Annotated in this window: 16 protein-coding genes, 1 tRNA gene and 1 pseudogene; 11 read left to right on the top strand and 7 right to left on the bottom strand. The window is 47.7% G+C overall.

Annotated features, from left to right (window positions below; translation table 11 throughout):
- Nucleotides 1-189: 189 nt before the first annotated feature.
- The 4 genes from SIK69_RS06450 to SIK69_RS06435 form a co-directional block, all read right to left on the bottom strand.
- Nucleotides 190-7,635 (bottom strand): beta strand repeat-containing protein, encoded by a 7,446-nt coding sequence (locus SIK69_RS06450; RefSeq protein WP_319628498.1) that lies wholly within the window; start codon nt 7,633-7,635, stop codon nt 190-192.
- 73 nt (nt 7,636-7,708) lie between these two features.
- Entirely contained in the window at nt 7,709-10,234 is a 2,526-nt protein-coding gene (locus SIK69_RS06445; protein WP_319628499.1) for a CS1-pili formation C-terminal domain-containing protein, read from the bottom strand.
- Between the two features lie 61 nt (nt 10,235-10,295).
- Entirely contained in the window at nt 10,296-10,952 is a 657-nt protein-coding gene (locus SIK69_RS06440) for an EcpB family pilus assembly chaperone (protein ID WP_319628500.1), read from the bottom strand.
- Nucleotides 10,953-11,107: 155 nt separating this feature from the next.
- Nucleotides 11,108-11,707, bottom strand: a complete 600-nt coding sequence (locus tag SIK69_RS06435; RefSeq protein WP_319628501.1) for a common pilus major fimbrillin subunit EcpA — start codon at nt 11,705-11,707, stop codon at nt 11,108-11,110.
- A 739-nt stretch (nt 11,708-12,446) separates the two neighbouring features.
- Between SIK69_RS06435 and SIK69_RS06430 the strand changes: the two are divergent.
- A pseudogene (locus SIK69_RS06430) lies at nt 12,447-12,761 on the top strand (transposase domain-containing protein); the annotation flags it as partial.
- Between the two features lie 100 nt (nt 12,762-12,861).
- On the opposite strand, the gene SIK69_RS06425 reads toward SIK69_RS06430, so the two are convergent.
- Nucleotides 12,862-14,586 (bottom strand): PglL family O-oligosaccharyltransferase, encoded by a 1,725-nt coding sequence (locus tag SIK69_RS06425; RefSeq protein ID WP_319628502.1) that lies wholly within the window; start codon nt 14,584-14,586, stop codon nt 12,862-12,864.
- A 561-nt stretch (nt 14,587-15,147) separates the two neighbouring features.
- Here SIK69_RS06425 and fimA point away from each other — a divergent pair.
- The 9 genes from fimA to SIK69_RS06380 all read left to right on the top strand — a co-directional run bounded on the left by fimA (nt 15,148) and on the right by SIK69_RS06380 (nt 23,653).
- Complete coding sequence (gene fimA, locus SIK69_RS06420; protein ID WP_445582678.1) at nt 15,148-15,699, top strand: type 1 fimbrial major subunit FimA; 552 nt, start codon at nt 15,148-15,150, stop codon at nt 15,697-15,699.
- A gap of 80 nt (nt 15,700-15,779) precedes the next feature.
- Complete coding sequence (locus SIK69_RS06415; RefSeq protein ID WP_319628504.1) at nt 15,780-16,322, top strand: fimbrial protein; 543 nt, start codon at nt 15,780-15,782, stop codon at nt 16,320-16,322.
- A gap of 90 nt (nt 16,323-16,412) precedes the next feature.
- Nucleotides 16,413-17,120 carry a fimbrial biogenesis chaperone gene (locus tag SIK69_RS06410; RefSeq protein ID WP_319628505.1) on the top strand — a complete coding sequence of 236 codons (708 nt, stop codon included), beginning with the start codon at nt 16,413-16,415 and terminating at the stop codon, nt 17,118-17,120.
- 102 nt (nt 17,121-17,222) lie between these two features.
- Nucleotides 17,223-19,961 carry a fimbrial biogenesis usher protein gene (locus SIK69_RS06405; protein ID WP_319628506.1) on the top strand — a complete coding sequence of 913 codons (2,739 nt, stop codon included), beginning with the start codon at nt 17,223-17,225 and terminating at the stop codon, nt 19,959-19,961.
- A 152-nt stretch (nt 19,962-20,113) separates the two neighbouring features.
- On the top strand, nt 20,114-21,214 hold the full coding sequence (locus tag SIK69_RS06400; protein ID WP_319628758.1) for a fimbrial protein: 1,101 nt from the start codon (nt 20,114-20,116) through the stop codon (nt 21,212-21,214).
- On the top strand, nt 21,211-21,744 hold the full coding sequence (locus SIK69_RS06395; protein ID WP_319628507.1) for a fimbrial protein: 534 nt from the start codon (nt 21,211-21,213) through the stop codon (nt 21,742-21,744). Before SIK69_RS06400 ends, SIK69_RS06395 begins: the two co-directional genes overlap by 4 nt.
- Before the next feature lie 8 nt (nt 21,745-21,752).
- Nucleotides 21,753-22,319, top strand: a complete 567-nt coding sequence (locus SIK69_RS06390) for a fimbrial protein (RefSeq protein ID WP_319628508.1) — start codon at nt 21,753-21,755, stop codon at nt 22,317-22,319.
- A gap of 11 nt (nt 22,320-22,330) precedes the next feature.
- On the top strand, nt 22,331-22,876 hold the full coding sequence (locus SIK69_RS06385; RefSeq protein WP_319628509.1) for a fimbrial protein: 546 nt from the start codon (nt 22,331-22,333) through the stop codon (nt 22,874-22,876).
- A gap of 12 nt (nt 22,877-22,888) precedes the next feature.
- Nucleotides 22,889-23,653 carry a fimbrial biogenesis chaperone gene (locus SIK69_RS06380; protein ID WP_319628510.1) on the top strand — a complete coding sequence of 255 codons (765 nt, stop codon included), beginning with the start codon at nt 22,889-22,891 and terminating at the stop codon, nt 23,651-23,653.
- 114 nt (nt 23,654-23,767) lie between these two features.
- On the opposite strand, the gene SIK69_RS06375 is transcribed toward SIK69_RS06380, so the two are convergent.
- The gene (locus SIK69_RS06375) at nt 23,768-24,406 is read right to left on the bottom strand and encodes a helix-turn-helix domain-containing protein (protein WP_319628511.1); all 639 of its coding nucleotides are present in this window, start codon (nt 24,404-24,406) and stop codon (nt 23,768-23,770) included.
- A gap of 480 nt (nt 24,407-24,886) precedes the next feature.
- Between SIK69_RS06375 and SIK69_RS06370 the strand changes: the two genes are divergently transcribed.
- The gene (locus SIK69_RS06370; RefSeq protein WP_319628512.1) at nt 24,887-25,240 is read left to right on the top strand and encodes a hypothetical protein; all 354 of its coding nucleotides are present in this window, start codon (nt 24,887-24,889) and stop codon (nt 25,238-25,240) included.
- A 108-nt stretch (nt 25,241-25,348) separates the two neighbouring features.
- Here the strand turns inward: SIK69_RS06370 and SIK69_RS06365 are convergent.
- A tRNA-Gly gene (locus SIK69_RS06365) sits at nt 25,349-25,422 on the bottom strand.
- Nucleotides 25,423-25,495 lie beyond the last annotated feature (73 nt).

Here is a 25,495-nt window from a genome sequence, read left to right as displayed (position 1 = left end):
CCTCAGGCTTTGGTACATCGTTCAATTAGTTGTGTCGGTGTGTTTACCTTCAATTTTGCCATTCTTCCAGCCTGCTACAAATTCAAATTATGACTGATAATTAAGCGATGAAGAAGGGTGCAAAATAAAAGTAACGGCGACTTTCGTCGCCGTTACTTAACCTATTGCATTACATTAATTTAATTAAATTTAATGGTTTCTGGACTTGCGGTCACGAGAGCGCACTTTCTTTTCAACGCTGCTGCCTTGCCATAGCACCCGGATATCAGCACTTACTGTTCCTTTATATTGTCCATCCGGCATGTATGCAGCCGGCACCTGAGATTTCCCATCAAAGAAATTCGTCAGATGAGCAATAAATCCAGAAGTTACTGTTTGTACTTCATCCGTGTTGGTGTTCAAAGTAAACAATCCTGGATAGGAATCCGACAAATCAACCCATGTATCCGGCGTTAACGCCGTCTTGTCTGTCGCCAGTAATAGATCAACATCAATTGTTCGGCCATCCTGCGCGCCTGTGGGCTTCAACTGATAGTCCGTTCCGCGTTTAGCCTGCAATTTATAAGCAGGGTTGCTGGCTAAGCTGGAAATATTGAGTTCGAAAGCAACCACCTGGTCGACAAAACCGGCCTCATTGGTGTAATCAAATTGGATGCTATTTACAGGAGTCACTGAGAATACCTGCGATACCACATCCGTAATGGTGCCAGTGCCGGTGATAGTATTTTGGGTTGCCGCGCTGCCCACTTTCAACGCCAGCTTCTCGTCGCCTTCCACCAGACTGTCCGTTTTGGTCGGCACAGACACCGTAAAGCTGCTCTTGCCCGGCGTCACAATCACAGGATAGTCCAACGTAGTGAATGAAAGATTAATGACGTTTGAGTTTCCGCCAGCTCCATCCTTCGCATCCGTTAACTCCACAACTGTAGCATCAACGTCTGCACTAGAGGCATTACCCTCACCTGCAGGCATCGGCAGATTAACGGTCACCCCCTGCGTATCTGCAGCTGTCGCTGCACGGTTCAGGGTTACCGTGTACACCAGATTGCTGCCTTCTGCCGCCGTCGGCGCGCTCACGCTCACGATATCCAGCGGGGCCGCGATGTCCGTGATGGTGCCGGTGCCGGTGATAGTATTTTGGGTTGCCGTGCTGCCCACTTTCAACGCCAGCTTCTCGTCGCCTTCCACCAGACTGTCCGTTTTGGTCGGCACAGACACCGTAAAGCTGCTCTTGCCCGGCGTCACAATCACAGGATAGTCCAACGTAGTGAATGAAAGATTAATGACGTTTGAGTTTCCGCCAGCTCCATCCTTCGCATCCGTTAACTGCACAACTGTAGCATCAACGTCTGCACTAGAGGCATTACCCTCACCTGCTGGCATCGGCAGATTGACGGTCACCCCCTGCGAATCTGCAGCTGTCGCTGCACGGTTCAGGGTTACCGTGTACACCAGATTGCTGCCTTCTGCCGCCGTCGGCGCGCTCACGCTCACAATATCCAGCGGGGCCTCGATGTCCGTGATGGTGCCGGTGCCGGTTTTGGTGTTTTGATAGATATAATCAACGCTGGCAGCTTGCAGGTCTAGTGTCTCGTTACCCTCCGCTTCGGAATCTGTTTTGGTAGGAACAGAGACCTTAAAGCTGCTTTGCCCAGCAGCAACAACCACATAGGTAAAGCTTGAAAGATCGGTAATCGTTGTTCCAGCATAGAGGTCAGTTGCATTTGTCAATGTCACTTTCGTGGCATCCACATCGGCACTGGAAGCATGACCATCTCCTGCCGTTATCGGCAGAGTAAGTTTCACATAAGGTGTCTCATCCGAGGCCTGCACCGTACGACTCAGGGTCACCGTGTACTCGAGGTTGCTGCCTTCTGCCGCCGTCGGCGCGCTCACACTCACGATATCCAGCGGAACCGTGGTATCCGTGATGGTGCCGGTGCCGGTTTTGGTGTTTGACGTGGCATCGCTGCTGGACTGTAAATCCAGCTTCTCGCTGCCTTCCAGTAGACTGTCCGTTTTGGTCGGGACGGACACTGTAAAGCTGCTCTTGCCTGCGGCTACATTGACTTTATAGACAGACGAAGTAGATGACAGGTCGATAGTGGTTGCCCCGCTGTCTGAGGTCGCATCCGCTAACACCACCTTCGTACTGTCGATATCTGCCGCCACGGCATAACCCGTGCCCGCGGTCATCGGCAGTTTAAGGCCAACCTGCTGGGCATCTGCCGTCGTCGCCGCCCGGTTCAGGGTTACCGTGTACACCAGATTGCTGCCTTCTGCCGCCGTTGGCGCACTCACGCTCGTAATATCCAGCGGAACCACAACGTCCGTGATGGTGCCGGTGCCGGTTTTGGTGTTTGACGTGGCATCGCTGCTGGACTGCAAATCCAGCTTCTCGCTGCCTTCCACCAGGCTGTCCGTTTTGGTCGGCACGGACACCGTAAAGCTGCTCTTGCCTGCCGCTACATTGACTTTAGAGACAGACGAAGCAGATGACAGGTCGATAGTGGTTGCCCCACTGTCTGAGGTCGCATCCGCTAACACCACCTTCGTACTGTCGATATCTGCCGCCACGGCATAACCCGTGCCCGCGGTCATCGGCAGTTTAAGGCCAACCTGCTGGGCATCTGCCGTCGTCGCCGCACGGTTCAGGGTTACCGTGTACACCAGATTGCTGCCTTCTGCCGCCGTCGGCGCACTCACGCTCGTAATATCCAGCGGAACCACAACGTCCGTGATGGTACCGGTGCCGATTTTGACGGTTGACGTGGCATAACTGTTGGAATGCAATTCCAGCTTCTCGCTGCCTTCCACCAGACTGTCCGTTTTGGTCGGCACGGACACCGTAAAGCTGCTCTTGCCCGGCGTCACAACCAACTCATAGAAATACTTATGAGAAGTCAGGTCGATAGTGGTTGCCCCGCTGGTTGAGGCTGCATCCGTTAACACCACTTTCGAACGATCAATATCTTCCGCCACGGCATAACCCGTACCCGTAGGCATCGGCAGTTCAAGACCTACCTGCCTTGTATCTTCCGCCGTCACCGCGCGGTTCAGGGTAACCGTGTACACCAGATTACTGCCTTCTGCCGCCGTTGGCGCGCTCACGCTCACGACATCCAGCGGAACCACGACGTCCGTGATGGTACCGGTGCCGATTTTGACGGTTGACGTGGCATAACTGTTGGAATGCAATTCCAGCTTCTCACTGCCTTCCACCAGACTGTCCGTTTTGGTCGGCACGGACACCGTAAAGCTGCTCTTGCCCGGCGTCACAACCAACTCATAGAAATACTTATGAGAAGTCAGGTCGATAGTGGTTGCCCCGCTGGTTGAGGCTGCATCCGTTAACACCACTTTCGAACGATCAATATCTTCCGCCACGGCATAACCCGTACCCGTAGGCATCGGCAGTTCAAGACCTACCTGCCTTGTATCTTCCGCCGTCACCGCGCGGTTCAGGGTTACCGTGTACACCAGGTTATTGCCTTCTGCCGCCGTTGGCGCGCTCACGCTCACGACATCCAGCGGAACCACCTCGTCCGTGATGGTGCCGGTGCCGATTTTGACGGTAGAGGTGGTATAACTGTTGGAATGCAATTCCAGCTTCTCGCTGCCTTCCACCAGACTGTCCGTTTTGGTCGGCACGGACACCGTAAAGCTGCTCTTGCCCGGCGTCACAACCAACTCATAGAAATACTTATGAGAAGTCAGGTCGATAGTGGTTGCCCCGCTGGTTGAGGCTGCATCCGTTAATACCACTTTCGAACGATCAATATCTTCCGCCACGGCATAACCCGTCCCCGTAGGCATTGGCAGTTCAAGACCAACCTCCCTTGTACTTGCATCTGCCGCCGTCACCGCGCGGTTCAGGGTTACCGTGTAGATCAGGTTACTGCCTTCTGCCGCCGTCGGCGCACTCACGCTCACGACATCCAGCGGAACCACGACGTCCGTGATGGTACCGGTGCCGGTTTTGGTGTTTGACGTGGCATCGCTGCTGGACTGCAAATCCAGTTTCTCGCTGCCTTCCACCAGACTGTCCGTTTTGGTCGGCACGGACACCGTAAAGCTGCTCTTGCCTGCCGCTACATTGACTTTAGAGACCGACGAAGCAGATGACAGGTCGATAGTGGTTGCCCCGCTGGTTGAGGTCGCATCCGCTAACACCACCTTCGTACTGTCGATATCTGCCGCCACGGCATAACCCGTGCCCGCGGTCATCGGCAGCTTAAGGCCAACCTGCTGTGCATCCGCCGTCGTCGCCGCACGGTTCAGGGTTACCGTGTACACCAGGTTACTGCCTTCTGCCGCCGTCGGCGCGCTCACGCTTACAATATCCAGCGGAACCACGGAGTCCATGATGGTGCCGGTGCCGGTTTTGGTGTTTTTATAGACATAATCAGCGCTGGCAGCTTGCAGTTCTAGCGTCTCGTTACCCTCCGCTTCAGAATCTTTTATGGTAGGAACAGAGACCTTAAAGCTGCTTTGCCCAACGGCAACATTCACAAAGTTATTGCTTGAAAGATCGATACTCGTTTTTCCAGTGAGGTCAGTTGCATTCGTCAATGTAACTTTCGTGACATCCACGTCGGCACTGGAAGCATGACCAGTTCCTGCCGTCATCGGCAGAGTAAGGCTCACATAAGGTGTCAGATCCGAGGCGGTCACCGTATGACTCAGGGTCACGGTGTACACCAGGTTGCTGCCTTCTGTCGCCGTCGGCGCACTCACACTGACAATATCCAGCGGGATCGAGGGATCCGTGATAGTGCCGGTGCCGCTTTTGATGTTTAACGTGGAAAAACTGTAGACATCCAAAATCAGCTTCTCACTGCCTTCATTAAGGCTGTCTGTTTTGGTCGGGACAGACACCTTAAAGCTGCTCTTGCCTGCCGCCACATTCACATTAAGGTAAGATGCAGATGAAGCAAGACTGACTGTTGTATGGCCACTGTTATCGGTAGCATCCGTTAACACCACTTGTGCGCTGTCGATATCTGCCGCCACGGCATAACCCGTGCCCGTGTTCATCGGCAGTTTAAGGCCAACCTGCTGTGCATCTGCCGCCGTCGCCGCGCGGTTCAGCGTCACCGTGTACACCAGGTTGCTGCCTTCTGTTGCGGTCGGCGCGCTCACGCTTTTAATATCCAGAGGATCCAGCGGGACCGCGACATCGGTGATGGTGCCGGTGCCGGTTTTGGTGTTTGACGTGGCATCGCTGCTGGACTGCAAATCCAGCTTCTCATCGCCTTCCACCAGACTGTCCGTTTTGGTCGGGACAGACACCGTAAAGCTGCTCTTACCTGCCGCTACATTGACTTTATAGACAGACGAAGCAGACGACAGGTCGATAGTGGTTGCCCCGCTGCCTGAGGTCGCCCCCGATAACACCACCTTCGTACTGTCAATATCTGCCGCCACGGCATAACCCGTACCCGTGGTCATTGGCAGTTTAAGCCCTATCTTCTGTGCATCCGCAGTTGTCGCCGCCTGGTTCAGGGTTACGGTATATACCAGATTACCGCCTTCTGCTACCGTCGGCGCGCTCACGCTCACGATATCCAGGTCAGGATCTGAATGAGTTAGCGGTATACAAGTAACATCCTCATCCAGTATGGTTGAAGCAGAGTTTTTGGTCCAACCAGTTTGGTACTGCGCCGCACACAGATATTTCGATCCATTTGCCGGCACTTCATGAAGATTTCCTTGAGTAGCTGGCAGCACAACTGATGCTGGACATATAACAGATCCACTTTGGATATCATGCTCCCAGTAGACGATTGGATCTTTATCATAACCAGAATAGTGACCTGACTCATTCGTGGCAGACTGTCCCGCACTCCTAAAGGCGCTCAACTCGTCACCTTTTACCGGACACAACCCGGCTGCCACGTAGTAGGTTGGGTAACTATAGTGATAATTATCGTCACCAGTAAAGGTAAGGATGGGTGCCGAAGAAACGTTACCAGTCAACTTTTCGTCATTGACATCTTTACTCTTTGAAAAAACAAATTTCATTGTTGAAATTGCATCTTCAGCCTTCGTATTTCCAGGATAAAAAACGTCGAGCTTTTTAGCAGTATCAAATGCACTTAAAGATATGCTTTTATTAATTGCAGTCCACTCATCGCCCACTTGGTAATACATTTTACGCATTGGGCGTATGAAATTAAAATAAATCCCACTGGTATCCCCTTTTAACGCGCTCTCAATACGGCGAAGGGAACAGACCGTCCCGCCCTGTCCATTCACCATTTGAGGGTGACAGTGTGGCAACGTTTTGCTCAGCGTCAGCTTTGAAGCGTTTTTCAGCTCGGTATTTACCGTTGTCTCGCTGTCGCTGTAGCGAAGCAGCTTGGACTCGCCAGGCTTTGCTTGTTTAAACCATTGCCATGCCTGAGGCGAAAACAGAGTGGAAGCACCGCTGCCGGTGAACAATGCTTTTGGCGCTACCGTCCCCTTATCCACCGTCGCCACGGTATCGCTTAACTCCCAGCGAGCAGGTTCTGAAGATGCTGGACCTTTATGCCCGCTTACGCTCGGAGGAAGAAGAGGAGCACGGTTAAGAATGCGATCGCTTTGGCTCAGGATATACTCATCGCCTTTGACCTTATCCTGAATCCAGGCAAATTGCGTCTGGCTGAGTACATTCTGGTGCTCACCTGGCAGCGCAGCCCCCAGAATTGCAGCAGACACGTAGCTGTCACCGTAATTCAAACGGCCCGGCGCGAAGAAATTCAGCTTCAGTTTCGCCATCGCCAGCACCGGCTTCGAAGCCTGCGGGATAAACACCGCGATATCCTGTTTGCCGTTAAATTCTGTCAACATGACCGGGTCGTTCAGCTTATGCCAGTCGTGGTTGCCCACCCGGAAAAATCCCTGACCACTATTCAGACTGCCCTGCACGCTAAAACGCAGATCCGGGGCACGCATTCCCATCGCAGTACCTTCTGTCTGGCGAATTAAGCACACCTTGCCGCTTTGCCCTTTTACGGTATCGTCGATGCAGCCCTTAGTCGCCGGCAGGGTAATACGCAGCGCTGCGCGCTTTTTAACTTTCGCGGTCACTAAACGACGTCTGCCGCTTTTCATCTTTTCTGCAACGGTAATGCGCTTTTCTACGCCCATTGCACCGTTATTCAGAAAATCAAAGGCTGTTTTGCTCAGCACTGGGTTAACGTACTCCCCGTTCGGGAGCGTCACCTTACGGGAGCCGCCAATCATGTGGCCGTGCCGATCGCTCAAACCACGAAATGCATGTTCAGGCTGTACCGCAGTCATTGATTCAATGGCATTATCCGCAGCATGGGGATACCAGGTCGCCAGGCGTTTATTGCCTTGCCCCATATGCCTGCTCCCGAACATCATAGGGGGATGATCACCAGAAAGTATCGGGGCTTTGGTATTCAGCGTGGTGAGGTATTGGTTATGGCTAACCTGATCGTCAATCACCAGAAGATCAAACTGAGTATTGAGCACCCGCCCACGGACCCCGGGTTTAAGCTGTTGTATCAGATCGCCATGCTGCTGAATGAAATTTTTAACCTGCTGCCGATCGGGAGTGGCCAGACCTGGAATACACAGAGTGCCCAGAGCCATAAGCAACGCATACTTTGATATATTTTTCATTAGTTATATCTTCATTTGTTGAATAGCAGCATGAACAAGACAGGCGTCTTGTTCATGCTGTAAAAAGGAGTTATTAACCAATTATTTTGCATTGATTGCCGAAGCAGGAAACATCACCAATCCACATAGCTCCATCTTTGCTGGCACCCATCGTTTTACTCATATCAAGCCGGGTATCCTGCTTATTTTCCTGCTGAACGATAAACTCTGGATAGTGTTTATTGATGTCGATAGCAAAATAGCCCTCGTCATCGGTAACGGTGCTACCGATATGGTTATGTAGCTTAGTACGGGCAATAACCTGTCCGTGTTCATCAACAAGGCGGCCAAATACCGTTACCGTTTTTTTCACGTTGGCGCTCATATCCACCACGTTGCCTGGATAAAGCGTGAAATTCTTCTTACCGGTATTGACCTGGTAGCTATTTTCCGCATTCTCACTATTGACGACCTGTACGTTGTATTTTTTATACGCCGGGAGTGAAATCAGGTTGTTGCCGCTGTGCAGCGGGTACGGTGTGTCATTGATAACCGCGTTGAGATCTTTATTAGTGACATCTTCGGGTAGGGTAATAACTACCCCGCTGGTACCCTGCGTGCCGCTGGCCGCAAATTTATTTCCCCAGCCCACGCTGCCCTGGTTGGTCAGGCTCGCGCTCACGCTGTCACTGCCAGTGCCCTGAACGGAGACCGTACCCTGCGCATATTTTCCTTCGTAGTTAGCATAGCCGTTGTAAGTAGACTGATTACTCTGACTGTTATTTAGGGCAATGCTTGAAGAAGCCCCTACACCATTCACAAAACCATCGAGTTCTTTGTCATAAGCGAGATCCAGGCTACTGCCATTCTCGTCACTAGATACTCCCACTGAAACGCTGTTGCCCAGCGGCAGAGAGAAGTTCAGGCTGACGTATTTATCTCGCGAGGTATCGTCACCATCGTCGCGAATATTGATCCCCGCATGGAGCTGAATTGAGCCCCAGGAATTGGTGTAAAGGTTATTGGTATAGTCAAACTGGGTATAACGTGTTGTTTTATCGTTATTTCTGTACGGAAGATCCTTTTCGTAACTGTAGCTCAGAGAGCCAGCATGATCGACCAGTTCTTCCAGGTTGGCATCCGCACCAACCGTCCAGAATTTATTCTCGTCAATATCCAGTTCTTTACCTTCGCGGGTGTTTTCATAGTTGCCCCAAAGCGTAACAACCGGGAAGGCGTAGCTGATCGAAGGGGCAAATGAACTGGTATGATCGGTGGCAATAGCGGTTGATACTGCGAGACTCAGTTGTTCAATGGGTGAATAGGCCAGACTGGTTTCATTCACGAAGGTAGGCCCTTTCTGGTACAGAGAGGTCAGCCACTGAAGGTCGCCAACATTGCCTGCCAGCGACACCCCCGCCATCGCATCAATATCTTCGTCTTCACGTTCTTTACTGTAATGGCTGTCAGGATGATTCTGTTTGTCGCCATCCAGTTCGTGGTGGTCTGTGTAGTAGTTGTTGTAATCATGGTCGTAGGCGGAAACCCCGCCCCAAACTTGCCAGTTTATTCCGCCGTCACCGTTATGATTGTCAGTGGATTTTGGCTTGCTGACCCGGTACTGGCGTGAAGAAACCTCATCGTTTCCGACGATTATTTTTACCGTGACGTTGTAGGTCCCACCCGGCAGGCGTGTAGTGTCAAGCGGGTGGCTCCCCATACTGAAACGCTGGATGTCTATCAGCCTACCACTGCGAAATACGCGCGCTTCGCCCGCAGAGGGAAGATAGAGGTTAATCGGGATTAGCGAAACGGCGGAGCTATCAACCAGAGCGTTACTGTAGTTGCCATAGCTTGCACCGTAAAACACCTGATCTTTAAGCGTAGAAACCTGGGCGAAAGACTGCATTCCCCAGCCGTCAACGTATCCCACTTCAACATTTCGGCCTTTGAAATCGCGTTCGAACAAGGCCCTGTCGAGTTCCACGTCGTTATCAGAGGTATCAAATTCACCGTCAAGGTAGAAATGGCTTTCATTGTAAGAAGTCACAGTATTCAGCGTAATATTCGCTTCAAAGTCACTGTCGTTCCCGTCATAGGCATTAATGCTGTAATTGGCAATACCACTCAGACCTGTATTTACCGCTGGTAGATAGGGGTCTTTTTTTTGTATATCAAAGGAATTTTGATTGACCTCCAGAACCGCCTGCATAGTGACAGGGTCGAATGTCAACTGAGATCCCCCTGGCAACGTCATAATGCGATTAGTTACAGGCAGATCTTTAATCGCGGTCAACGACTGTTTTAAATCATCGCTAAGGTCATAATTCAGGTTTTCATCCAGGTCTACATGATCGATGAAAAGATCATCACTTTTTGTAACAAGCGTCAGGGTACCTACCGCTCGAAGAGCAGCATTCTTTTGATTGGGATCATTATCATTGGCATTTTTATCTGTGTTTTTAATTAATAATGATACCGGTAGACCACTGCTTAATACCGCCTTTAAGGATGGTGACAGCAATATGCCCCCGGATGTTTCCGCTGCAACCGCTGAGTGCGGGATAGCAACGGAGGACACTATCCCCAAGAAAAATAAAGAATATCTTGTCCTAAGCATAACTTAATTCCTTTAACCAGAGGGTATTCCTGACTGAGCTGCATGCTACAAACCAGAAATATTATTTATTTACCGTTTTAAAATCGTTACCCTGCCAGAATCCAAGAGAAGAGTGTTTGCTACTAATTTTAACCATCTTGAAAACATATTCTCTGCCTGGACCCACATAACTATTTTCTTGACAAATATTATTCGTTTCTGGACTTGGCTTAATACAGTCCCCGTAAGCCACCGCTTTAAAGGAAACATTCCCAGAGTTGGTGATACCATTTTTACCCGAATCATATTTCGCCGAATAATTTGGATTTATGGGTGGGGCGACCAAAATAGTAGAAATTTTCGCCACAGCCATTACCTGTGTTACCTTTTGCGAATCAGGGTGGTCACTTGAGGAAATAGCTTCATCCTGCCACTTAATTGCATAATAGCGTTCGGTGTCATCCTTCGGGCCTTTGTAATTAAATTGAATACGTGCTTTCTGCCCTGGTGATAATAGGAGCTTTGATGGTGTGTAAAGCACTTCATCATTGGCGCGCTTGAGAGATTTTCCAGTATAGGGAGAATCGATCTTATCAACATTGATAGTAATCAGGTGCGCTGATTTGGTATCCGGGTTATCAATGGCTATCGAAACTTTATTAGTGGCTGGATTAATCTCAGCTGTCGGCGCACTGATTCCCATAGCCATAACTTGACTTGAAATGAACAGTGTGGTCAACAATGTTCCCATAGTGAATGAGTCGCGAAAAAAATTATTAGGTTGACTTAAGAGCATAAAAATAATCTCTGTAAACTTGCGGAAAAAAAGGAACCTAAAGGGTTCCTTTTTTAATGGAATTTGAGTCAACCGTTATGGCGGCTCAAATATTTAGCTTATGCAGCGTCGTCAGCAGTCCAGGTTGCCTGGAACTCAGCAGTCACAACACCGGAGTAAATGCCGTCTGGCATCAAGCTTGCATCGGTAACAGTTGCACCGGTAGCATCGGTGAAGTTACCCAGGCGTGCTTCAAAGTAAGAACTGCCTTTTTCAATGCCGTCAGACAGACCGGAAATCGTTTCCAGACCATGGAACGTGTTAGTCTCATCGTTCAGGACTGTCCAGGTATCCTGCTCCAGCGGAGTGCCGTTGGCGCTTAAGATGACGTCCATGGAAGCACCGTTCGCATCCTGTACAGATTTCTGTGCGTTAGCACGGCTTTCCAGTTTGAATGCTGTTGCAGACATACCGGTGTTATCAACGGTTACATCAAACAGCGCCTGTGCCTGGTTGAAGTTACCGGTAGTACCGTCAGTGCTTTTCGCATACTGGAAATCAATTGAGCCACGCGGAGTCACAACCAGTTTTGCAGTGCTGTCTTTGGTTGCAGTGACATTCCAGGAAGCAGAATCGTTAGCTACGGTATCCGCAGCAAATGCTGATGCGGTGGACAGAGCAAGAGCTGTGAGTACGGCAATACGCGCAATGTTTTTCATTTTATATCCTTTATAAATCAATATTTATTCGCCACAATGGTGCCAATGTAATTTCATTAAACACCGTTGCGCAAAATAATCTTTTTGCTTTCTACATCTCATGACAAATATGAATCATCAGTAAAACTCCCTGACATTCCGCACAGCCGTTGATGGCCGGACAAAATGATTTCAATCAGGAGATTTTGAAATCAAACATTCATCCCGAGCTGCAAAAATTTCCTTAAACACCTTTACGAATAATAAGCATGAAAATGTTGCCCTGAGTTATGCAGGCCCATTTAACTTCCTATCCGTTAAGCGTCAATAAAAAGTCACTAGTTAATGCCTAAGTGACATGCCAAAAGTATGCCAAGATTTGTAAAGAAAGCTAAGTCCATTAGTGGATCAAGATAACCTTCATATAAGACACTCATGCCACCCGCCTGAATTTTCAGGTATGTTCAAGAGAATACCGGATGCGTTTAAATATAAATTTATGGTTCGCGTATTTAATTTAATGGACTCCCCCTGACAGGAGACAGTTCCTATCCTCACAATGAAGCCAGTTCGAACATGGGTCAGTCCGATCCAATATTTGAAAGTTTATTAGTATCAGTATCCCAGCAGTTGCCACACCCGTTCACACTCGGTGCCAGTCAGAGAAACGCGCCATATGCCAGTATGCCTCTCACCGGTAAAAATATTTTATCAACTACTGTGGACCCAAAGTGCTGACATTCAGCTCAAACAGGTGCATGCCGGCAGGCTCATGAAATCGCTGGGACGCGTCAGTTGCCGACTGATCCCCATCACTATAAACGCGGTGGTCTTCTATCCCCCCGAATCACCTTGAGCGGCAGTTCGCAGTGACAGAGCCAAATCAGGTGTGTTGCGCAGACGTGAAGTAAATCTGGACAGATAAGCGCTGGAAGTGGCATGGGAAGCGCGCGGCAAACCAAGCGGAGTGATGTTCCGCTGCGTCCAGGGCAGTCATTGTACAAGCAGGCCGTTACTGTGGCAGTATCAGATCAAGCAGAATATGAGTCGAGATGGAAACTACTGGGAAAATAGCCAGAAACAGGCGCTTTCCGAGAAAACATACCTCGCTGATATCGTTGTAGTCGTAGTTTTAGAGAATCAAGCACACTCTCTTATTCGCACTATCATCTTTATCATTGAAACTCTGTCATCCAGGGAAGCGTGTATCTCGCGCGCATCAGCCATTGTTTGGCTTTTTTATATTCATGCAAATAATTGAGGACAGCAATTTGATTACTATAAAGCTCAGGACAGGGGTGAACAGAAATGATTCTTTCATTTTCTTTAACAAAAAAAAGTAAAGATTCAGTGTCATGTGTCTGCTGAAAGTCAATCAAACGAGCCAGGTTTTTGTCCTCTTCATATCGTAAATGCTGAATCCAGGAGACGCGCAAACCGGCGATTGATGCCCCCGTGGGTAATTCATTACTTTCGAATTTACTCAATACTTTTGCATTTTCATTGGCTTGAAACGAAATCACTGCCCCATACAAAGACAACAGCACTAAAACAAATTTACCCACCAACGCATAATGGCGTTTATTGCTTTGTTCGAATTTTATTTTTTTTTCATCATCTGCAAGCCGAATGAGTATCAACAACATGACCCAGTGAGGTACAGAGTAATACAATGGATACTCAACCTGTGTGTGCAAGATCAGGGGTAACATTGCTAAAAGAGCAGCAATTTGGGTAACATTTTTTGCCCGCAACCATAATCTAATATATAGGCAGCACCAAATCAGGACGCCAGCTAAAGCAATAACGCCTCCCTCAGCATACTGATAAAGCAGTTCATTATGGGGATGGCTCATTAATTCTCTCGATAAGTTGCCATCGAGGAGTTTTGCCATAAATGATTGATAACCACCTTCATACGTACCTGCACCATAACCTAAAACAGGATATTTGTTGGCATAGATGACGGTATGATACAGCGTTAAAATTCGCTGTTTATTCGATCCGGCATGCGCGGCCAGTGCCTGCCCCACTGAAAAGTGCATTAAATTATAACCTACTATTATTCCGATAGCTGGCAGTAAAAGTATAAAGATTTGATACCGACTTTCATTCTTATACTGGCTAAACGTTAGCATGATATAGATGCCAGCAATAGAACAAATCCCGCCTAACCAACCAACTCGAGAGTAGACAAGGGTCAATACTGAAGACACCAGGATAGCGATTACAGCAAGGCTCAACAGGCGGAATTTTTCGAATCTAACCGTCTCTGTTGATTTATCTTTGAATGCGAAAAGAAATAAGCTGGATGCCAATGATACCGCAAGAAAACTGGAGGTGACATTCACTTGTTGAAAGACTCCTACCCCCCCACGGCCATACTTATCAATAAGTTTTTGCCAGATAACAGGTAACCAGTCTGTAGGACCGTACAATTCAACTAATACAATAATGGCTTCTATCGCACCTGCACCGGTAAGGCTATAGAGTAAAAGCAGCTTATGATTTTTCGTAAAAGGAGCCTGGCGGATCGTCAGAAAAAAAACCATCCCGGCCCATAAACCGCCAATCCTTGGTAACGCATTATAAAATGCGGCCGAAGATGGCGACCACATCAATGGTAAACTCATCAGTACAGCGCCGATAAGCAGCAAGGATAGTAATGGGGTTATTACCATTTTAGATGTTGAAGGACGAACAATCCAAAAGGCCGCACACGTTAACGATGTAAAGCACCACGCCAATAAATTATAAGGGAGGTCTGAACCTGTTCCTCCGTTACTCAACCATCCGATATGTAAAAAAGTGAGAAAATACCCTGCCAATCCAAATGCCAGAAGCAAGCAGGCTAAATCCAGTCTTCGGATGGCTTTAGCATTTAGAGTAATGTTGTACATGGGATTATCCAGCTGTTAAATTTTTGAGTGCTGAGATTTTGCTTTTCAGCGATAACAAATAGTTGCAACCTATAAAATAGACGCCATTTTCTAAAAGTTAGGTTTAAAATACTCATTTGGCCGGTGAACGGAGCGGTAATTACCTCCCATCCTTCCATTTAGCAGTTGCAGAGTGGACTCAGTGTTTCTAAATATTCTTCAAAAAGAGATAGGTCACTGCTTTATATATTACAGAATCAACGACCACAAAAACGTCCAATATCACCGATCAACCAATCCACTAATGGACTCTTCGTTTACTTATAAGGCTGAAATCGAAATATATAATTTACTACTGAGCCCCCCTGCTTTTACCCGTTTGGGAAAAAAAGTAACGCGTCCATTTTTGGATTGCGGATGTGTAATAAGCGGACTTACAAAAACTGACAACATGCTTAAAATATGACCTCCTGAGTTAGAACACGTTTACTACCTGTTTGGCTTAAGAAAACACTCAAGAGCCTATACATAAATAAATGTATAGCTATTATTACTTTTAAGGATTTAACAATGTCGTTCAAAATGAAAGCACTGTCTGTCGCCCTTATCGCTACCGCATCGTTCGCTTCTGCTGGTGCGTTTGCTGCTGCGTCCAGCACCACCGTTGCTGGTGGCACCGTTCACTTCACCGGTGAAGTTGTTGATGCTGCTTGTGTAGTAGATACCGGTAGCCAGGAGCAGACTGTTGAGCTGGGCCAGGTAAAAATGGCCGATCTGGCAGCGGCTGGTGACATCGCAAACACTAAACAGTTCAATATCACCCTGGATGATTGTTCTACCACGGCGGCTTCCACTGCAGCTGTTTCCTTCAACGGTACTGTAGATGCAACTGACCCGACTGCGCTGGCTGTGAGCAGCATCACCACTCCGGGCAACGCTGCGACCAACGTCGGCATCCAGATCCTGAGCGATAGCAAAGTGATTACTCCAAATGGCGGCGAGACGAGCTCTCCAATTACGCTGGTCGATGGTACCAACGTTCTGCCGTTCAACGCGCAGTTTGTTGCTACCGGTGGTGCCGCGACTGCGGGTGCTGCTGACGCTGATGCGACTTTCAACATCACTTATAACTAAGTTTCGATAAACTACAAGGAATGTAATAAAGGGCCATTCAGGATGGCCTCCTTATTTTCTAAAGTTAAGAGAAGCTCAGGATGATGATCGGCAATTTAATGCGATATGTATTTCTCTTACCTTTGTTGTGTGGTGGGGGAGCGATAGCCCATACCGTAATTCTTCCCGGGGGAACGGTCCATATGACCGGTTCAGTCATCGGGGGGGCATGCGCCGTTAGTACCGAAAGTGAAGATAAAAAGGTACTCATGGGGCAAGTGCGAAACAACCAATTTAAAGAATTAGGCAGCTGGGCTGACCCAGTCGCATTTTCTCTCGAATTAGTGAATTGTGATACCAAAATCAGCCAGCAGGTGGGAATGATATTTACCGGTGTTTTGGATGGAAAAGACCCGCTTGTTTTTCATGCCGGTGAAGGCCCGGAGGCAGCAAAGGGTGTTGGGATCGGAATATTTGACAGCTCCGGTAGCTTGATCGTTCCTGAAACAAAAGCCCAACATTTAACGCTTCTGCAAAATGGAACAGTTACAGTACCCTTAATGGCTAAGTATCGTGCGACCGACCGAATTGTGGAAGGGGGTGATGCCAGCGCCGTTGTCTATTTCTCTCTGTATTACCCATAACAATTTTATTAATCAGGTTTCATCTTTTTGTCAGGGATGCTGTTTTAAAACTAATTATCCAATTTCTTTTTTCGTAACAGTGGATTAACTATGAAAATTAAACCAATGACCCTGTGGCTTTCCCTGGCAGGAACTGCATTACTTTGTTCAACCATCACTGCCCATGCGGCCGGTGCGGGAGGCGTTGCTTTGGGAGCAACCCGCATGATTTATCATGAAGGTCAAAAGGAAACTTCGATCTCGTTGAGTAACACCACAAAATCAGGAAGTTTTTTAATTCAGTCGTGGATAGCTGACGCGAATAGTAAAAAAATAAACGACTTTGTTCTGACTCCACCTTTATTTGTCAGTAAAGCAAAATCAGAAAATACGTTACGACTGATGTATGCCGGGCCTGCTTTACCTAAAGACAGGGAGTCCGTGTTTTATCTGCACAGCAGAGCGATTCCGTCTGTTGACCCCAAAAAAGTATCCGGTGCTAACGTTCTTCAGATTGCCGTAGAAAGTGTGATCAAAGTGTTCTGGCGTCCTAACGGACTGAATACAACAGAAACTCAGGCGGAAACGTCTTTAACTTGTAGCCGTTCAGGTAACCAGGTAACACTGAAAAACCCATCACCTTATTATGTTTCTTTAGTCAAACTGTACAGTGGCACCGCCACCCTGCCAAATACTATGGTCCCGCCTAAAAGCTCGGTCACGGTTAAAGCATCAGGGAGTGGCCTGGGTACTGTGAAATATACCGCTATTAATGATTATGGTGCGGCATCAAAACAAATTACATGCCAAGGTAGCTGATACCGGGGAAGAGTCTTAATTGGTGATGATAAGGGCTTGATCGATTGGCTTTTACTTTATTGCTTATTCAAAGCAATAACATATATGACACGGTAGATATAAATGGTTCGCACAAATAATATATTCACAAAAAATAACAGGATGAGCGCACATCGCAGGTTGTTGCGTAAAACACCTGTTGCCGTGTCATTACTTTTAGCATTAAGCCCTTTCAGCGCATTCGCGGATAACTACTTCAACCCTGCTTTTCTGACAGGGTTGAATGGCGCGAGTACGGATGGCGTGGCAGATTTGTCACGTTTCGAGAAAAACCAACAGGCGCCTGGGAATTATCGGGTAGATGTTTATCTGAATAATAACTACATTACCCGTCGGAATGTAACCTTCAATGCCGCAACCACTAAATCGTCTGGCACGGAAGTTCATAACGCGGATGCAGATAACGCTGCTGCCGCCGGTCAACCCGTTTCCGACACCTCGAATAATGCAGAAGAACAAACCACGACGTCTGATGGCACCGGGATTGTTGCCTGCATTACGGTAAAAAATCTGGAAGTTATGGGTGTGGCTATCAAGGCTTTTCCGGAATTGGCGAAATTAGCCCCGGATGATTGCGTCGACTTACCTTCAGCCATCAAAGATGCCAGTACATCGCTGGATTTCGAGCACTTACGACTGGATATCAGTATCCCGCAAGCAGCGCTCAGCAATTCGGCTCGAGGGTATATTCCCCCCTCACAATGGGATCAGGGGATTCCCGCATTTCTGTTGAACTACAATTTTAACGGAAGCCATAATGAGGGTGATTCGACCACCAATAACTACTTTCTGAGCTTGAACGGTGGGCTTAATTTTGGTGCCTGGCGTCTGCGTGATACCTCAAACTGGAACTATAGCACCGGCAAACATGGTGAGAATGCGACCCACGATTGGCAGCATGTCTCCACCTATATTGAGCGAACCATTATCGCCCTTAAAGGTGAGTTGGTGGCGGGTGACAGCAACACGTCTTCAGATGTCTTTGACAGTCTTGGTTTCCGCGGTGTGCAGCTGGCATCAGATGACAATATGCTGCCGGACAGTATGAAAGGCTTTGCGCCGACTATCCGCGGTATTGCGAAAAGTAATGCTCAGGTTACCATCAAGCAGAACGGCTATAAGATTTATCAGACTTCCGTTCCTCCGGGCGCGTTTGTTATTGATGATTTGTATCCGACATCGTCGAGCGGTGACCTTACCGTCAGCGTCGAGGAAGCAGATGGCAGCATTAACACCTTCACCGTGCCTTATTCCACCGTGCCGATTCTACAGCGTGAGGGGCGGGTGAAATATGCGTTGACCGCCGGTAAATTCCGTAGCGGCAGCAGTGATGAAGATGACCCAAGTTTTGTTCAGGCCACGGCTATTTGGGGGGTATCAAAAGGCTTTACTCTCTATGGCGGGGCGCAATATTCCGAGAACTATAATGCCTGGGCTTTAGGCGTCGGTAAAAACCTCGGTGAATGGGGCGGGCTTTCTGTCGATGTGACGCAAGCAAACAGCGTGCTGGCCGATGATAGCGAACATCATGGGTCGTCCGTACGTTTCCTGTATGCGAAGTCCTTGAACTCTTGGGGAACTGACTTCCAGTTGCTGGGGTATCGTTACTCGACCAAAGGGTATTATACCCTTGAAGATACGACCCTTAAAATGATGGAAGGGTATAACGACCCAAATGATGAGAATAAGGCGGGGTATGTACCAACCTACTCCGATTATTACAATCTCTATTATACCAAGCGCGGCCAAATACAGCTTAATCTCTCTCAAAGCATCGGGGAAGAAGGCTCAATATATATCACGGCCAGTAACCAGTCGTATTGGCACACGGACGAAACCACGTCGTTATTGCAGGTAGGGTATAGCGGTGTCTGGAAAGATATCAACTATGGCCTGAACTACAGCTACAACAAAGCAACCGAGCAAGAACACGCCGATCGGGTCTTCTCATTTAATGTGTCGTTACCGATCAGTAAATGGTTAATGCCGGGTGGCGATGAAGGGTCATCTCACAATGCGACGTATGCGACTTACAGCGGTAACGTCGATGCTGAAGGCAAAATGACTCAGCAGGCCGGTATCAGTGGGACACTGTTACGAGACAACAACCTGAGTTACAGCGTTCAGCAGGGTTATAGCAATCATGATGGTGAGGGCTATAACGGTATGGCGTCAATGAACTATCAGGGCGCCTACGGTAACAGCAATGTCAGCTATAGCTACAGCAAGGGTTATCGTCAGCTTAACTATGGCCTTTCCGGCGGTGTTGTGGTGCATCAGCATGGCGTCACTTTGAGTCAACCGTTGGGGGAAACCAATATTCTGGTGGCTGCGCCGGGTGCGAAAGGTATCGATGTTGAGAACCAGACAGGCGTCAAGACGGACTGGCGCGGTTACGCGGTCCTGCCATATGGCAATGATTATCGGTTGAACCGAATCGCATTAGATACCACCACCCTTAACGACCACACCGATATTGATGAAGCGGTAACCACGGTAGTGCCGACGAAAGGCGCACTGGTTCAGGCATCATTTAAAGCCCGAGTCGGTGTCCGCGCAATGTTAATCATGACCCATAACGGTAAACCCCTGCCGTTTGGGACGACGGTAAGCACTGGAGAAAACAACAATGCTGGCATCGTCGGAGATGATGGGCAAGTTTATCTTTCCGGTCTGCAATTGAACGGGAAACTGACGGCTCAGTGGGGAGATAGTGCAGATAAACAGTGTAAGGCCAACTATCAATTACCGAAAGACAGTCTGACTCAATCTATTGTACGGGCGACCATTGCCTGTAATTGATATTACATTTTGAGATCTGATTCAATTAAAACACGACAACGATAGCGCCCAGTGCGCTATCGAATCATCGTACATTTTACCGGCCTTATAGACGCTCTTTCTAATAAGAACGGCTATCAGGCCGACGGAAAATAACGGTGAACAGGTTGAGCGTGATCGCCAAAATATTTTTAGGCGCGATGCTCCGACGTTACATAACCAAACTGATACCGGGTGACCACTTGCGTAAGTTACTTATCTTAATTTTGTCTATATGTTTACCGGCAATTGCTGACCAAACGGTAGATCTTGCTTTCACGCTGCACTCCAGCGATAACATCGTCGGCGGTTCCACCGAAGCCACCGTGCCTTTTGTACTCGGTTCCACCCTGATAAACGGTCAGGTAGGCATAAAAGAATGTGACACCAGCGGGAATAATACGTGGTGCTCTAATAATGCCTATGCTCCGATGCCGACCTCACAACCAACCTGGACTTATAAAAAAAGTTGTACGGGGGGTAATTGTGTTGATATCGCATCGGCGGTATCTACCCCTAATGGATTACTGTATACGCCTTACAAATCCACTTACAAACTGGAAGGTTACACCGCACAAGCCGATGGCTCATATAACATACCGGCACGGGACTATCATTTTTCGGTTAAGCTGCTGAATACTCTGCCCGTTGGAGTACATACTTTCCCGTCGATGAATATCGATAAACTTATTATCTGTAAGTCCACTCCGGGTTACGGAGAAGAAGTGTGTAGCGCACAAACAGGGGTTGTCTCAACTACGTATCTTGCTGCCAATATCACGATTACTGTTCCGCAGTCCTGTACGGTAAACAGTGGGCAGACCGTAAACGTGGATCTAGGTTCTGCCTCCGGTAGCGCCTTCGTAAAAGGCGGTGCGGGTAATTCGCCGCATGGATTCAATGAAAAAACGGTGAGTGTTCCTATTCAATGTCAGGGTGGCGGCGCAGGCACAGTCGCAATGTCCTTACATGGCACTAATGCGACGAATTATGCCTCTAATCTGGCGACATCGAATGCTGATGTAGGGGTAAAACTCGTAGACCGTACTGCTGGCAGCGGAAACAATGGACAACCGATTGTACCTAACGATGCATCTTCAGTGAGCACTATTCAACTGGGTGAAGATGGCACTGGCGCAGCAACGCTTGGGATATCACCCGTGTGGCTGGGAGCCAATCAACCAGCCAAGGGTAATTATACTGCTCAATCTTATTTACAGTTGGATTACCAATGAAACTGTTTACGATATCTATATTACTTCCCCTCGCTCTCATTGGCGGGGGAATGAGGGCGTTTGCTGATGACAGAACGCCAAACCTCATTATTACCGGAACGGTGACCACTGACGCCTGTGCTGTGGGAACCGACTCGCAAAATTTGAATGTTCCTATGGGTGATATGCTCTCGGGTCTGTTTACCCAGGTAGGTGATGCAAGCCCTAAAAAAGAATTCGTCATCACTCTGACCGACTGCGACGAAGGTGTGGCAGGGGCAACGATAACCTTCACGGGTACCAGCGATTCAGATAACCCTGACCTGCTGCAAATCACCAAGGATACCGGCTCTGCAACCGGCGTTGGGGTAGAAGTGATCGATGAAACGACCGGGGACCCCATCCCCTTGGGTAAAGCGACAGCGGTTAAGTCGCTGAATATCGCCAGTGATAATAATCTAAAATACCAGTTACGTTATAAATCAACGCTTGGCACCGTGACGGCGGGTTCCGCAGATGCCGTCATGTATTTTGACCTGGCTTACCAATAGAGGAAGTTATGCAGTATAAAACCTTACTAAGTACTAGCCTTAAAGGTCTTTTATTTATGGCCACTGGTTCGGCACTTTTATTATCCAGCCAAACCTGGGCTTATGACGGCACGATTAATGTCACCGGAAATATCGTTGACGGTTCCTGCGATATCAGTACCGACACGCAGACGATTAATGTCGCCCTTGGGAGCGTTCAGGCTGCCTCTTTTGCTAATAAAGGTGATGTCAGCAACCCTGTCCCCTTTGATATTCTTCTAAAGAATTGTTCCTCATCGGTTACTGAAGCGCAGATCATGTTTATAGGTAAAAGCGTTCCGGGTAACGGGCAATTGCTTGAATTGACGCAGGAAGCTGGGGTGGCACAAAATGTGGGCATTAGGATTCGCCAACCTGATTGGGGTGATTTCACTAATTATGTCTCTATACCTCTGAATATGAAGCTCGTGGCTGACAGTGCATTAGAGGCTGGCGATAATACATTGACTTACACCTTGCAATATGAGGCAACAGCTACTCCAGTGACGGTGGGTACAGGTAATGCTGTCATGTACTTCGACCTCTATTATCAATAGGACCCGATTCAATGCAAAATGCATACAAAAGTCGTCTGCATTTGCCTTTCCTGTTCCAGCTTATCATTGTGATTGGCTGGTTACTTCCTGCCGGAATAAGTCATGCTTATGATGGGGAGGTTAATGTGTCTGGCAAGATTACGGCGAATACCTGTACCGTCTCGACTAACGACATGACGGTAGATATGGGTAAGGTGGACAGTCAGGTTTTTATTAATGGCACGACAAAAGGGTTACCCTCAACGCCGTTCACCATTAATCTGAAAGGCTGTAATGGCATCGCCCCTGGCGTGTCAGTGGGTTTTTTTGGTAAACCCGACCCTAACAAACCAGATATTTATGCCCTGGCGAAAGGCGGAGCAACAGGCATCGGTATTCAGTTGATGGACAAAGACAAATTACAAATCCCGGTGAATACGTTGTCAAAAAGTTACCCGCTTGATGCCACTGCAACAGACATTGCACTACAATTTTATGCACTGTATACGGCCAACGGTACAGCTGTTCAGGCTGGCCGGGCTGACACGACGGTGGCTTTCAAACTGGTCTATGACTAAGCAAAGGTTATTATGAACACATTTCAACATAGCCTGATAGTAGGCGTTATCGCCACTGTCGGCCTGTTTTCAACACAAGGGCACGCCGGTCTGGTGGTGGGCGGCACGCGTTTTGTACTCTCTGGAGCGGATCATTCCAAAAGTGTTGGTGTCAAAAATACGGGAAAAGAAGCTTTTCTCGTTAAATCTGTGGTGATTGCCGATACGGGTGCAGATATGTCGGGTAGCGTAAGCGACAAGCCGGGCAACGCGAGTAATAGCGATATGCCCTTTGTTATTACCCCACCCCTCTTTTTACTCGGTGCAGGTAAAAGCAGCCAATTGCGACTGGAATGTTTAAGTTGTCAGACGCTTCCTGCTGACCGTGAATCGCTGTATCGATTGGGGATAAGCGCGATCCCTGGCGGTAAACCGGCGGCGAACAGCGTGCAACTAGCCGTACGCTCAACCTTTAAATTGTTTTACCGTCCTGCTGGGTTACCAGGGGATGCCATTCATGCTTATGAGCAGCTGCAGTGGAAACGTCAGGGGGCCAATGTGGTGGTTCGCAATCCGACACCTTACTACGTGACCCTGTTTGATATGAATGTGAACAATAAACCTGTGCGAAATGCCGGTATGGTTGCACCTTATTCAACCCGGACTCAGCCGTGGTGTCCGACGGCGGGTGGCTGCGATATAAAATGGCAGTCGCTGAATGATTTTGGCGGGATTAGCCCGGCATGGTCCGTTTCACCAACGGCTGTCGCCATGGCTGGAAATGCAGTGGCCAAATGAGCCTGATGTGAAGATAACGAATTTTGCTCACCACACCATAATACATGCAGGTTGGGTGAGCATTTAGAGGGTCGAACAAATTCGCAATCAAGAAATAAATTAATATTTCTATCGTTAGAAACGTTTCGGAATTTCGCGATTGATTGAAACTAACTTCCCATTCTTTACTGTGATATATCCCCCTGCTTTTAGCCCAGATAAAATCTGAAAAACATAACTTCGTGACAGCCGGGTTCTTTTGAGGATGAACGAAGCTATACCTTCGTCATTGAGGGTGCCGTCTTCACTCTTAAATAAATAGCGTTTAAGCATCTCCCGTATCGTTGCATATCCTGAATCATTATTTCGCTCATAATATATGTGGATCAACGTCGTGGACATATACAGCAATATTTGGCTGAGTAACTCGGCGTGCTGAGGGTCACTAAAGACGATTTTATCAAATTCTTCCTCCGTTAACTGGACGAAAGCAACGTCATTCTCTGCATGGTAATAGAGTGGTAAATTATAATTTCGCTCTAATAACCCGATTGGCATAAAAGGAAAAGTATGCCCTAATATCAGCTCATGATTTTGACTCGCCGAGACTGTCATTTGACCTGATAAAACAACCAGTATCTCGTTTTTTTTTGGCCTAATAGTCATACCTGCCTGTATAGTCAACTCCCGACCTACGGTAAGAAATTCTTCTTTCAACAGGCTAAAGTCTATCGATGAGTATATTTTTTCAGAGGAATCAAATAAAAGTGTCATGTGCTCTTTCTCCCGCCATGGCTCCTACAAAAAAAGGTAGGTTAACAATGTTTGTCTTGCTTAACTCAAAGGTAAGTAGCGAATTAATGGATGTAAAAATAAAATTAATAGCAAGTCCATAACTCGTCTACCAAACATTATATTCCAAGTTAACAAATAGTCAATTTTGATCATTGCTTTTGCTGGTTAGCTCCTATGTCGCTTGGTGTAAAAGACCACATATCATCTGTTTTTGGACTTGAAACTGGTGTGTGCCTGCGGATAATGAACGCGGGAAGGAATACGTCACTGAATAAAGAAGTGAAAATTAACGTAATACGAACTAATAGCATCAAGTTATTGTTTGGAATTAAATACCTTAAAATTCAACCATGACAATAAATAACTAGCGATTTAATGCTAATAGATTAGGTTAATTTACATCTGGTGGGCGAACCACTAAATATAATTTTAAAATCACCTTTAAAAGAGCACATTACTATGACTCGTGGTCCAAAAATAGATGATAACAATAAATTTTGGCAGAGTTTCATGCCCACAACTGAGTTAGACCAGGATCTTACATTGAATCATCATCTCGCATTGTTGATTGAACAAACACGCATTGAACGTCGGGCATTTGAGCAAGAAATTGCTGAGTTAAGAGCGTTACTGGGGGCACACAACATTGATGCAGACTCAATTGAGTCGGCACTTATCCGCAGTGATAAAATCCTCGATACCTTGCTTCGGTATGGACAGGGACACAGTGGTAAATTGGTTAGCCAGGGTCTTCATATCATGCCCTACCGCTGGCGTAGAAAATTTAGAAATGCGATGTCCCGTATAAAATAAGCCACCTTTAGCAAGATTTTATTCTTTAATCCCAGTGTTGGCGCGGAACGGAATAAAATAGCTGAATGGGTATACTCTGAGTAGACAGTTAACTTCTGAAGTGAAAACTGGAGCGGGTGAAGGGAATCGAACCCTCGTATGCAGCTTGGGAAGCTACCGTTCTACCATTGAACTACACCCGCATAAGGCGTCCCCGTGAAAGGGGTGAAGGCATTATAGACTTAACACCTTCATTGACAAGCCTTTCTGCGTCTA

It is taken from the genome of Scandinavium lactucae, from assembly GCF_033843265.1.
Classification (GTDB): domain Bacteria; phylum Pseudomonadota; class Gammaproteobacteria; order Enterobacterales; family Enterobacteriaceae; genus Scandinavium; species Scandinavium lactucae.
Note: the sequence above shows the minus strand (reverse complement) of the source record. Positions and strands in the feature narration are given on the sequence as shown.

What these genes read in the sequence shown, in the direction of transcription:
- SIK69_RS06450 (WP_319628498.1), bottom strand. Translation starts at nt 7,635, where the DNA reads ATGAAAAATATATCAAAGTATGCGTTGCTTATGGCTCTGGGCACTCTG.
- SIK69_RS06445 (WP_319628499.1), bottom strand. Translation starts at nt 10,234, where the DNA reads ATGCTTAGGACAAGATATTCTTTATTTTTCTTGGGGATAGTGTCCTCC.
- SIK69_RS06435 (WP_319628501.1), bottom strand. Translation starts at nt 11,707, where the DNA reads ATGAAAAACATTGCGCGTATTGCCGTACTCACAGCTCTTGCTCTGTCC.
- SIK69_RS06425 (WP_319628502.1), bottom strand. Translation starts at nt 14,586, where the DNA reads ATGTACAACATTACTCTAAATGCTAAAGCCATCCGAAGACTGGATTTA.
- fimA (WP_445582678.1), top strand. Translation starts at nt 15,148, where the DNA reads ATGAAAGCACTGTCTGTCGCCCTTATCGCTACCGCATCGTTCGCTTCT.
- SIK69_RS06415 (WP_319628504.1), top strand. Translation starts at nt 15,780, where the DNA reads ATGATGATCGGCAATTTAATGCGATATGTATTTCTCTTACCTTTGTTG.
- SIK69_RS06410 (WP_319628505.1), top strand. Translation starts at nt 16,413, where the DNA reads ATGAAAATTAAACCAATGACCCTGTGGCTTTCCCTGGCAGGAACTGCA.
- SIK69_RS06405 (WP_319628506.1), top strand. Translation starts at nt 17,223, where the DNA reads ATGGTTCGCACAAATAATATATTCACAAAAAATAACAGGATGAGCGCA.
- SIK69_RS06395 (WP_319628507.1), top strand. Translation starts at nt 21,211, where the DNA reads ATGAAACTGTTTACGATATCTATATTACTTCCCCTCGCTCTCATTGGC.
- SIK69_RS06390 (WP_319628508.1), top strand. Translation starts at nt 21,753, where the DNA reads ATGCAGTATAAAACCTTACTAAGTACTAGCCTTAAAGGTCTTTTATTT.
- SIK69_RS06385 (WP_319628509.1), top strand. Translation starts at nt 22,331, where the DNA reads ATGCAAAATGCATACAAAAGTCGTCTGCATTTGCCTTTCCTGTTCCAG.
- SIK69_RS06380 (WP_319628510.1), top strand. Translation starts at nt 22,889, where the DNA reads ATGAACACATTTCAACATAGCCTGATAGTAGGCGTTATCGCCACTGTC.
- SIK69_RS06375 (WP_319628511.1), bottom strand. Translation starts at nt 24,406, where the DNA reads ATGACACTTTTATTTGATTCCTCTGAAAAAATATACTCATCGATAGAC.
- SIK69_RS06370 (WP_319628512.1), top strand. Translation starts at nt 24,887, where the DNA reads ATGACTCGTGGTCCAAAAATAGATGATAACAATAAATTTTGGCAGAGT.